This is a genomic window from Candidatus Desulfolinea nitratireducens (genome assembly GCF_982879505.1).
Window position 1 is genome coordinate 1 of sequence record NZ_CEYOSI010000113.1, and the last position, 10,817, is coordinate 10,817.

Annotated in this window: 8 protein-coding genes; 3 read left to right on the top strand and 5 right to left on the bottom strand. The window is 48.1% G+C overall.

The features are described 5' to 3' along the window. Window positions 1-346: 346 nt before the first annotated feature. From AC3DOM_RS10840 to AC3DOM_RS10860, 5 genes are all read right to left on the bottom strand, one after another. Window positions 347-811: a heme-degrading domain-containing protein gene (locus AC3DOM_RS10840; protein WP_487919064.1), complete on the bottom strand. Its 465-nt coding sequence runs from the start codon at window positions 809-811 to the stop codon at window positions 347-349. 193 nt (window positions 812-1,004) lie between these two features. Then, complete coding sequence (locus AC3DOM_RS10845; protein WP_487919065.1) at window positions 1,005-1,988, bottom strand: aldo/keto reductase; 984 nt, start codon at window positions 1,986-1,988, stop codon at window positions 1,005-1,007. Between the two features lie 304 nt (window positions 1,989-2,292). Then, window positions 2,293-2,754 carry an NUDIX domain-containing protein gene (locus tag AC3DOM_RS10850; protein ID WP_487919066.1) on the bottom strand — a complete coding sequence of 154 codons (462 nt, stop codon included), beginning with the start codon at window positions 2,752-2,754 and terminating at the stop codon, window positions 2,293-2,295. 8 nt (window positions 2,755-2,762) lie between these two features. Continuing rightward, window positions 2,763-3,605, bottom strand: a complete 843-nt coding sequence (locus AC3DOM_RS10855; protein WP_487919067.1) for a hypothetical protein — start codon at window positions 3,603-3,605, stop codon at window positions 2,763-2,765. Window positions 3,606-3,619: 14 nt separating this feature from the next. After that, window positions 3,620-6,904: a UvrD-helicase domain-containing protein gene (locus AC3DOM_RS10860; RefSeq protein WP_487919068.1), complete on the bottom strand. Its 3,285-nt coding sequence runs from the start codon at window positions 6,902-6,904 to the stop codon at window positions 3,620-3,622. 448 nt (window positions 6,905-7,352) lie between these two features. On the opposite strand from AC3DOM_RS10860, the gene AC3DOM_RS10865 reads away from it, so the two are divergent. From AC3DOM_RS10865 to AC3DOM_RS10875, 3 genes are all read left to right on the top strand, one after another. Beyond that, window positions 7,353-8,354 (top strand): ABC transporter ATP-binding protein, encoded by a 1,002-nt coding sequence (locus AC3DOM_RS10865; RefSeq protein ID WP_487919069.1) that lies wholly within the window; start codon window positions 7,353-7,355, stop codon window positions 8,352-8,354. Continuing rightward, a complete protein-coding gene (locus AC3DOM_RS10870; protein WP_487919070.1) occupies window positions 8,351-9,331 on the top strand; it encodes an ABC transporter ATP-binding protein in 981 nt (326 codons plus the stop codon). The genes AC3DOM_RS10865 and AC3DOM_RS10870 overlap by 4 nt, the downstream gene beginning before the upstream one ends. A 101-nt stretch (window positions 9,332-9,432) precedes the next feature. Beyond that, window positions 9,433-10,817 (top strand): peptide ABC transporter substrate-binding protein (locus AC3DOM_RS10875; RefSeq protein ID WP_487919071.1); only part of this gene is annotated, 1,385 nt, incomplete at its 3' end.

The following is a 10,817-nucleotide window of genomic DNA, read 5'->3' on the forward strand; positions in this document are numbered from 1 at the left end:
CAGTGCAGGCACATGTGTGCCTTCGTGGTGAGAATTAAATATCAGATTTTATAGCGGGGGAAGTATACCATTTTGTGGGTGATCGTTATTTGAGATTTGATATTCGGAATTTGGGAATCAGGCAGCCTCTGAGTGGAACGCAGCGCAGTCGCCTGTACCCGAAGGGTGAAGAGCGGTGTTTGCACCCCCCCATCCTTCGACTACACCGTTCGGGCCGGGAGCCCGCTGGGGCGATACGGCCTTCGGGAGGAACTGGATAACTTTTCCAACACTTCCTGGGCGTCAAATTGCCATAGGAATGATATTCTCAACGATGGCCGGAGGTTGAAATGAAGACAGAGTAATTTTAATCTACTTTCAAATACGACTTTAATGCCTGAACAACAACTTTATGGTCGTCTTCCTGGGGCAGGCCTGAGACCGTGATCGTGCCAACAACCCCGGTTTCCTTGATGATGATGGGAAAGCAACCGCCATGCGGGGCATACTCGCTCTCAGCTAATAAAAACAGCTCTTCTAAACTTTTTCCTTCACTCTTCAAGAGTTGACCGATGTAAAAAGAGCTGTGCCCAAAACGATTGACCAGCCTAACTTTCCGTTTGATCCACTGATCATTATCCGCACTGGTCCCAGGTCGACTGGCGTGAAAAAGCTGTTGTTCGCCGCGTTGGATATCGATCGTGATCGGGAGTTTATTTTGGGCGGCATATTCCACCAGCCAGGAGCCAATTTCCCAGGCGGTATCCTCATTGAATTTGGCAAATTGCAGTTGCTGCTCTTCTAAAAGTAATTCTTCCAGTAGTTTATTCATAGGTCTTCCTTTTATTCTGTTGTAGTTTCGCGCTATTCCTTAAACTTTGCTTCCATCTCCTGGATGACCTCTTCCATCAGATCCACGGCATCTTTCAAGGTCTCGGCATCGAAAGCGAATTTTGCCCCGGCCGTCTCGAAGAGTTCCGGGAGGGAAACGGTCGAACCCAGGGCCAGCGCCTTGCGATAATCTGTTATGTATGCCCCAGGATCGGATGTGGTTGGTAGGCTTCCTCCAATGAAGAAACCTCATCTTCTGAGAGAACGATATCCATTGCTGTGATGGCCTGATTGAGATGTTCCATTTTGCTGGCCCCGATGATGGGAGCGGTGATATGGCTTTTGCTAAGCATCCAGGCTAGCGCGATCTGGGCGGTGCTCACCCCATGTTTTTTGGCAAGTTCCCCGGCTCGTTCAACAATAGTGAAATCTTCATCACGATAGTACATCATATCTGCAAAATCATCACTCTTGGCGCGGACAGTGTCTCCGCCCCCCTCGCGTTTGCGGTTGCCCGCCAGAAATCCGCGTGCCAGCGGGCTCCACGGAATCAGGCCAACGCCCTGATCGATACACAGCGGAATCATCTCGCGCTCTTCTTCGCGGTAGACCAGATTGTAGTGATTCTGCATGGAGACAAAACGTGTCCAGCCGTTTGTATCGGCGGCGTGCTGCGCCTTAGCGAACTGCCAGGCGTACATCGAGGAGGCACCGATATAACGCGCTTTGCCGGCTTTGACGACATCGTGCAGGGCCTCCATCGTTTCCTCGATGGGGGTTTCATTATCCCAGCGATGGATCTGATATAGGTCCACATAATCCATCCCCAGACGAGTCAACGAAGCATCAATCGCATCCATGATGTGTTTACGGGAAAGCCCGCCAGCGTTGATTTCATCTGTCAGGTTGGAAAATAATTTAGTGGCAACGACCACGTTCTCTCGCTTGACACCAAATTCTTTTAGCAGTTTTCCTGTCAGTTCTTCACTGACGCCGTTTGAATATATATCGGCGGTATCAAAGAAGTTGATCCCCGCATCCAATGCATTTTTTATAAAGGGGCGCGAGGGTTCCTCATCCAATATGTAGGGGCGCCATTTGGACGTGCCATAGGTCATCATGCCCAGACTCAGCCGTGAGACTTTCAGTCCGCTTTTTCCAAGGTTGACGTATTTCATATTTTCTCCTTTATCCTAAAACCAAATACAAAAAAATAGTAACTCAAGTTACGCACTTTGCACAATGAAGATTCGATTTTATAGTTAGCCTTGAGCATTGCCCCCACCCAGCCTCCCCCAAATTCCAAGTGCGTGGAATTTATGGGAGGGGCATGGCTTTAAAAGTAGTGTTTTTCTCTGAAAAATACTACTTTTACTGGTTCTCCCTATTTTTGCTTTTAGAAATGGGGAGATGTCCGAGAGGACAGAGGGGCAATACAGCTCAACAAAGAAAGTGCGTAACGTGCGATAGTAATAATAAATATTACCACTTTCCAAATTGTGAATATTCTTTGCCTGCGCGGTATTCTTCTATACGCCGCCTGATCCCGGGAGCAGTATTTTTGGGGAGAGCACCCATTGATAAAAGCTCAACGATCTCGATCTCGCTGTCGTGTTCACCAGTATAAGTGAAGTCTTCGCAGAGGAAGACAACGATATGATCGCTGCGACCAAAGATATAGTTGGTGTATATGCCAAATAGTTTCATCTCTCCCAAGGTGGCACCAGCCTCTTCCATCGCCTCGCGACGAGCGGCTTCCTCCAGGGTTTCGTTGCGCTCCATCCCGCCGCCGACGAGGAACCACAGGTCTTGATAGCTATGTTTTACCAGTAAAACCTTTTCGTCGCGGATGAGTAGAACGCGTACGCCCAGGGTGACGGGTTTTGTGATCGCGGATAAGCGAACGTAGATTTGGTAGAGGAGTTTAAGGAAAGAGCAGTTCATATTTGGCGTTAATCTTCGCGTTTAATCCAGCGATAGAAGGCGCTGCGCATCCCCGATTCGAGTAGCCATATCTCATCTTCATTTTGGACAACGCGAATTAATGCCTCTGCAAAGAAGTTTAAAAAGAGCCAACGAACTAGCTTCGAGCGTTTTTGAGTATCGAGGGATACGGTAGCTGGCTCAAGAATATTGCCGTGCGCAAACTTCCCGGCATCAGTTTCAACCGGCAATATAAAGCGAACAATGGCTGTCGTTTCATCGACGATATAAGGACCATAGGCGAAGGGACGATTAACGACTTCGGCGCGAGATGCAAGTTGATCGGCTCGATAACGCCCGTTGACCAGATAGATCGAGTAGCCCCCAATTGTGCTTTCCATAAAATCGAAGACAAGTTGTCTGATTTTCTCATCAGAATAATCTGCTGATAAATTCAGGCCAGCACGAATTTGAGCCAACCCAATTTCCTGAACTCTTTGTTCAATGGTATCGCGGTAGAAAAGGTTATCGAGTGCTTCGCGTAATCTGTCTTCACGCGAAAGCGGCATGAAGAATTCGTAGATCAAGATGCTTGGAGAGACTTCCAAAATATAATCGGTGAATAATCTTTTTTTCTGGTGCAAGAGTTCTTTAAAATCACTCAGGCGGACGCGCAGAATCTCTGGTTTGGCGAGATATTGCTTCCCCTTTGCTTCAATTAGATCACTCAACTGATAGATGATATTTTCTTCGGTTTCAGCGAGATTCCATTCCGCTTTTTCAGCAAGTGATTGGGCTGAAAAAAACGTCTTTTCCAGTGCGTGTTGCACAAGAAAGTCGAAGGTTTCTTTAATTGTCTGGGGCTTTGTCATTTTGAAAAATTCCCTTAGGAAAGAATTTCCAGCTTCGCCAGACTCGCTGCGAGGCGCTTGATCCCCACGCTCTCGAAAACGATGGTTACGGTTTCGTCGCCGTCTTCGAGCTTGCTGCTGAGGACGATGCCCTCATCCCAGGTGGGATGGCGGACTCGCGATCCCATTTTGTATTTTGCCTCCATAACGGGAGCAGGCTGCTCTGTCGAGCGTCCAGAAAAGCTCGACAAAGAAGGGGTAGACCACCTCGCCTGAGAGCGGGATGCGGATCGAGAGACACGTCCCGCGCGGGATTTTCCGAGCATCAGATCTTCGGGGATATCATCCAGAAAGCGGGAGGGGTAGGTCGCCTCGGCATAGCCCCGTCCACCACGCTGCACCGAGCGTACGAGATAAAGATGGTCTTTTGCACGAGTGATGCCTACATAAAAAAGGCGGCGTTCCTCGGCCATCTCTTCGGGTTCATCGAAAGAGCGGTTATGCGGCAGCAAGCCATCATCCAGCCCGACGATGAAAACCACGCCAAATTCGAGTCCTTTTGCGGCGTGCAGGGTCAGCATCGTGGCCGCATTTTGCCCTTCGGTAAGCGTGTCCTGGTCGGAGATCAGGGCCACATTTTCAAGAAATTCCGTCATTGTGCGCTGGTCATATTCCTCAGCCAGGCGACGCAGCTCCAGCACATTTTCCCAGCGGTCAATGCCCTCATCCGTGCCGTCATCGAGATGGTCCTGATAGCGAATATCGGCGATGACCTTATCGAAAAGTTCGCTGATCGTCAGGATATCAGATGATGCGCGCCACTCTGCAAAGAGATTGCCAAAATTGGAGAGAGGGGATGCTGCGCGCGCGGAGAAGGAATCCCAATAAGGGGATTTTTTGCCTCGTGAGAGATCAAGCAACACAGCGCCGGGAGAGCTGCCAGCAGCCCGAGCAACCTGATGCAGGTCTGTGAGCGTTTTTTTGCCAATCCCCCGTGGCGGTGTGCTGATCACGCGCGCCAGGCTGACCTGATCGCTGGGATTATGGATCAGCCGCAGATAAGCGATGACATCTCTGACTTCACGACGGCCATAAAATCGCTGAGCCCCAACGAGTCTGTAGGGCATCTGTGCACGTAGGAAGGCCTCTTCCAGGAGGCGGGATTGGGCATTGGTGCGGTACATGATCGCACAGTCGCTGGGTTGGACGGCCCCATTGTTGGTGATCTGAAGGATGGTGTCAACGATGAAGGTCGCTTCGGCATAGTCATCGGCAGCTTCAAAATAGGAGAGCTTATGCCCCTCGCCACGCTCGGTGAAAAGTTGTTTGCGTGTCCGTTGGGGATTGCGATCAATGACCGCCATCGCTGCATCGAGGATATTCTGTTTGGAGCGATAATTCTGCTCGAGGAGAATGGTTTTCGTATTGGGGTTATCCTGCTCAAAACGGTGAACATTTCGGTAATCTGCCCCGCGCCATCGATAGATCGAATTGTGAACGACAATACCGCTAGCAAGATAATTATGTAAATTATCAACTTCTATATCATAAACGTCCCCAATATAGGGTTCGCGAGATATTTCTACGATAATATCTTCGACAATTTTCCCATCCTTTTCAACAGCTACTATCATGGAGGGATGAAGTTGACTAGTTGGCATCAAGTTGAAACGGGGTGATAAAGGGGCATCGCCCTTATCAACCAGAAATGCGCCAACAAGAATTTCTGTGTTGCCCACATTTTTACTAAGTTCTTCTGCTACTGCATGAATATCATTATATTTCAGCCGATTAAATCCAATACGCCAATTGTTTCGGCTACGAATGCGTGGATTATAGCCTTGCTCTTGTAACTTCTTTGCTAACCCTTCTTCACTACTCCACAGATCAACGCGATGAGCATGCCACGGTGATTGTTTCGTTTTACGCCCATCACCAAAATAACGGATATTGATCAAATTGCGATAAGTTCCTTGCGGAAGATAGTGGGGATATTTTTCATCGATCTCCAAATCACCCATGAGCCGTTGAGCGTTTGATCTTGTATCTATTTCTTCAAAGAGATGATTAACCTTTTCTTGTGTGAAGCGCATTTTACGTCCGCTTGTATGGAAAACGGTTGTGGGGATACCGTAGCTGAATGCATAAAATGCTTCCCAATAATGGGCTTCTGCTCTATCTTCACAAACTTTTAAAACCCAGATTTTGTCAGCTTTCTCTTGATTGCTGCGAACTTGCAAACCAATTTTTATAGATAACCCATCACTGCGCGAATGAGAAGCAACCCCTACTCTATAGCCCTTATCCTTGCGATACATGAGATAAACATAATTTAAATTAGCACTAAGCCCGAGCCGTGCAAAAATAATGTGGTTTGGTGTTGCACGGAAAGAATAGCCCTTTTGAGTTTTAACAGACACCAATTCGCCTTCAAAATATCTTTTGCCAATATGACCAATCCGAGATGGAAGTGTCGATCCGCGCCCGCTTGCGGCGATGACCTGATCCCCGATTTTTAGGTCGGCGATAGATTTATTTCCCTTGCTTGTAAGGATGCTTGTTTCTGGTGGAAAACATTGATCCGGATCTCCGACGACAAAGATATTATGATGGAAGGATGCCAGATGTTTAAGCAGCGTGTACTGGGCGATATTGGTATCCTGAAATTCGTCTACAAGGATATGCTGAAAACGCTCCGAATATTTCTCACGGATAGCCGGCTCTTCTTCCAGCAGGCGCGCTGTCATCATTAATAGATCGTCGAAGTCGAGGGCGTTGTTCTCGAGCAGGAGCTCCTGATAACGGGCATAGACCTGCTTGACGACCTCATCACGGTAGGTGGTGGAGGGATATTGGTCTGCGCGGATAAGCTCGTTTTTTGCATTGGATATCGATCCATGCACTGAGCGGGGTCGATAGCGTTTCTCATCAATGTTCAATTCACGCAAGGCGCTCTTGACCACATTGATCTGATCATCAGCGTTGAAGATGACGAAATTATTATCAAAGGGAAGATGCTCTACTTCACGACGAAGGATGCGGGCACAGACGGAATGGAAGGTTCCCAGCATCAGCCCTTGAGAAAATTGAGGGCCGATCAGATTTTCAACACGTTCTTTCATCTCACGGGCGGCTTTGTTGGTAAAGGTCACGGCCAAAATTTGATAGGCGCGTACACCCTGCTGACCAATCAGATAAGCGATGCGTTGTGTCAGTACGCGCGTCTTGCCAGAGCCGGGGCCAGCGAGAACCAGAATAGGGCCAGTACCGGCGGTAACAGCCTCTTGTTGTTGGGGGTTGAGAGAGTCGATAGAATTCACGGGTTAATTAAATGATAGGGGCTGGTCTTACGTGTACAGTCAGACCCGCCCCTATGGGAGGTTATTTCCTTTGAAAGGATGAATAGAGGAATATCCTGTATTCTATTTTATGAAAGGAGGGCTGTCAACAAAGTAATCCATTTTGCTTATATTCAGTCTGATAAAGTAAAAAAAAAGACATTAAAGGCATACCCAACATCATACTGGAGTACTATTTAAATTTCTACAGACCTGATCTGCGAATATCGTATAATCGCGGCAGTTGACGGTTACACAGAATTGGGTATAATCGTAAACCTATGTTTCTTTATCTCTTTGCCTTTTTCCTCGTCAATTTTTCAGGAAAAGTTTCCAGATTTTTTCTAGATGAGGAAGAGATCTAAGCTTCCCCCTGTTGGAAAAATAAAACTTATCACGATATGATTGCAATTTTAGTTTGGAGGCAACATTGGCAGTAAACGGGAAACCTGTTATTTTACAAGTCCAGAATTTACACACTCAGTTTAGCACAGACGATGGTCTCGTGCAGGCTGTAAATGGGATTTCATTATCGTTGCGAGAAGGGGAGACCTTGGGGATAGTTGGGGAAAGTGGATGTGGAAAAAGCGTTTCAATGCTATCTGTAATGCGCCTGCTACATGAGCCGCCCGCCAAGATCGAGGCAGATCGTCTGTATTTTATGGAAACAGATATCATGTCTCTGTCGAAAGAAGAAATGCGAAGCATCCGGGGAAGCCAAATTGCGATGATCTTTCAGGACCCAATGACATCGCTCAATCCTGTGTTAACCATTGGATATCAGCTAAAAGAACCTCTCCAACTGCATTTGGGTTTTGATGACGATGGGGCAAACGAGAGAGCTGCGGAATTATTGGAAATGGTCGGCATTCCTGATGCAGCCTCTCGCCTGGACGATTATCCCCATCAATTTTCTGGTGGAATGCGCCAGCGAGCGATGATTGCGATGGCTTTGGCTTGTAACCCAGCAGTTTTGATTGCTGATGAGCCCACCACTGCTTTGGACGTAACCATTCAAGCACAAATCGTTGATCTTATTCGTCGATTACAAGATCAGCTTGGCATGGCCCTGATCTGGATTACGCATGACCTTGGCGTTGTTGCCGGCCTGGCTGATCGCGTTTTTGTGATGTATGCCGGATTTATTGTTGAAAGCGCCCCCGTATATGAGCTTTATGGACAGCCTCGTCACCCATACACGGCAGCGCTTTTGCGTTCTCTACCTCGCATGGATGGCAGCGTTGGTGAAGAGTTGGAATCAATTGAAGGCTTACCGCCTGATCTTATTCAATTGCCCAAGGGATGCCCCTTTGCTGCTCGCTGTAAATTCGTCCAGGATAAATGTCGCGTGGAGAATCCAATGCTCGAAGAAATCTCCCCAGACCACAAAATTGCATGCTGGATCGATGTAGATACAGGTGAATTTCGATGACCCAGGAAAAAGTATTAATAAGAGCAGAAAACCTTACCAAACATTTTCCAATTACGCGCGGCATTATATTTCAGCGTGAAATTGGTGCTGTGCAGGCTGTTGATAACGTCTCCTTTGAAATTCGCGAAGGTGAAACTTTGGGCTTGGTTGGAGAAAGTGGTTGTGGGAAATCCACAACCGGGCGCACCATCCTCCAACTCCATCGAGCCACCTCTGGCAAAGTATTCTATGAGGACGAAGACCTGACTGAGGTCAGCGATGACAGCATGCGAAAATATCGCCGTGATCTTCAGATCATCTTCCAGGACCCGTATGCTTCTTTAAATCCCAGAATGACGGTTGGCAGCATTATCGCAGAACCCCTGGAAGTACATGGGATTGGGACGAAAAAAGAGCGTCGCGAACGTGTGAAAGAGTTGCTCGCGTTGGTCGGGCTGAATCCCTACTTCATTAATCGCTACCCACACGAATTCTCCGGTGGACAACGTCAACGAATTGGCGTGGCACGTGCTTTGGCGTTGAACCCCAAATTCATTGTCTGTGACGAACCGATCGCCGCGTTGGATGTGTCTATCCAGGCGCAGGTCGTCAATCTACTCGAAGAGCTTCAGAAACAATTTGGCCTTACCTATCTTTTCATTGCTCATGATCTGAGCATGGTCCGTCATATTGCGGATCGCACAGCGGTGATGTATTTGGGTAAGATCGTTGAGTTGGCAGACCGTGATGAATTGTATGGTAAGCCCCTGCATCCCTATGCTCAGGCACTGCTTTCCGCTGTCCCGATCCCTGACCCGGTTAAGGAACGCAATCGCAAACGAACCATTCTCGAAGGTGATGTACCCAGCCCCTCGAATCCGCCTTCTGGATGTCGCTTCCACCCGCGTTGCCCAATAGCGGAGGATATCTGTAGTCAAACACAACCTGAATGGCGAGAAGCCCTGAAAGATCACTGGGTCGCTTGTCATTTAGTTTAGTCATTTCTACCTTTTAAGGAGGTGGTGCTTGCTGAAGATGAACCAACCCCGTTTTTACTGTACATATAATCGTTTCTAAATTTAGAAGGAGAAGAAAGATAATGAAATCGAATAAAACCATTTTGGTCTTCGCTGCGCTGATTATTAGCAGCATGGTGTTGGCCGCTTGCGGTGGTGGTGGATTAGCTGCCGACCCCGTAACCCTTAATTGGAACTGGGCCACTGAGCCCCCATCCCTGGACCCGTCACTGGCCACCGACACCACCTCTGTGGATGTCGTTGGTAATACTTTTGCTGGTTTGACAAAGTTTGACCCCGTCTCCGGTGAAGTTGCTCCTTACCTGGCCACAAGTTGGGAATCTGGTGAAGATGCTGATGGCAACCAAACCTGGACTTTCCACATGCGTGAGGATGTTGACTGGGTCAAATATAATGCTGAGAGCGGAAAAGTCGAAAAACAAGATCGCAAAGTCAATGCACATGATGTTGTTTATGGCGTGAAGCGCACAGTAGACCCGGCGACTGCCTCTGACTATTCCTACGTTCTTTATATTGTCAAGAATGCTGCTGAAGTCAACGGTGGTTCTGAGGAACTGACCGTCGATGACCTCGGTGTTGTTGCTCTTGATGACTACACTGTTCAATTCACCCTTGAGCGTTCAGCTGGCTATTTCCCCGCCATTGCTGGTATGTGGATTGCCTATCCAATGCCTCAGTGGGCAATTGAAGCCGGTGGTGATGCATGGACCGAGCCTGAGAACTTTGTTTCCAATGGCCCATACGTGCTTGAAAGCTGGATCCATGGTGGCGAGCTAAATCTTGCCAAGAATCCTTTCTGGATCAATGCTGACGATGTTCAAATTGAGTATATCCATGGCTTGATGATTGAAGAAGATTCCACAGCCTTTGCTCTCTATGAAAATGACGAGTTGGATGATACATCTGTGCCATTGCCTGAGATGGATCGTGTAAAAGCTGATCCTGTCTTGAGTGCAGATTATTACGAAGCCCCCACCCCCTGCACCTATTACTACGGTTTCACCAACACCAAACCTCCCTTTGATGATGTCCGCGTTCGCACCGCTTTTGCGCAGTCTATTGACCGCCAGAGCCTGATCGACAATGTCACCAAAGGTGGCCAGATCCCCGCAACCAGCTTTGCTCCTCCTGGAATCTTCGGTGCTCCGGAGCCCGGAAAAGTCGGTTTAGCTTATGATGTTGATGCTGCCAATGCCTCCCTCCAGGAATATCTGGATGAAAAAGGCATGACGATGGAAGAATTCAATGACCTTGACATCATCCTGATGCACAACACCAGCGAAGGCCACGCTCTTATTGCTGCTGCAATTCAGCAAATGTGGACTGATAACCTGGGCGCAGATGTTCGCGTTGAAAATCAGGAATGGGGCGTTTATTTGAAAACCACCCAGAATGATTCACCCATTGATGGGATGCCACATATTTGGCGTCTCGGTTGGTGTGCTGA

Excerpts from the sequence above, each read along its gene's own strand:
- AC3DOM_RS10840 (WP_487919064.1), bottom strand. The coding sequence starts at position 811 with ATGAATAAACTACTGGAAGAATTACTTTTAGAAGAGCAGCAACTGCAA.
- AC3DOM_RS10850 (WP_487919066.1), bottom strand. The coding sequence starts at position 2,754 with ATGAACTGCTCTTTCCTTAAACTCCTCTACCAAATCTACGTTCGCTTA.
- AC3DOM_RS10845 (WP_487919065.1), bottom strand. The coding sequence starts at position 1,988 with ATGAAATACGTCAACCTTGGAAAAAGCGGACTGAAAGTCTCACGGCTG.
- AC3DOM_RS10870 (WP_487919070.1), top strand. The coding sequence starts at position 8,351 with ATGACCCAGGAAAAAGTATTAATAAGAGCAGAAAACCTTACCAAACAT.
- AC3DOM_RS10855 (WP_487919067.1), bottom strand. The coding sequence starts at position 3,605 with ATGACAAAGCCCCAGACAATTAAAGAAACCTTCGACTTTCTTGTGCAA.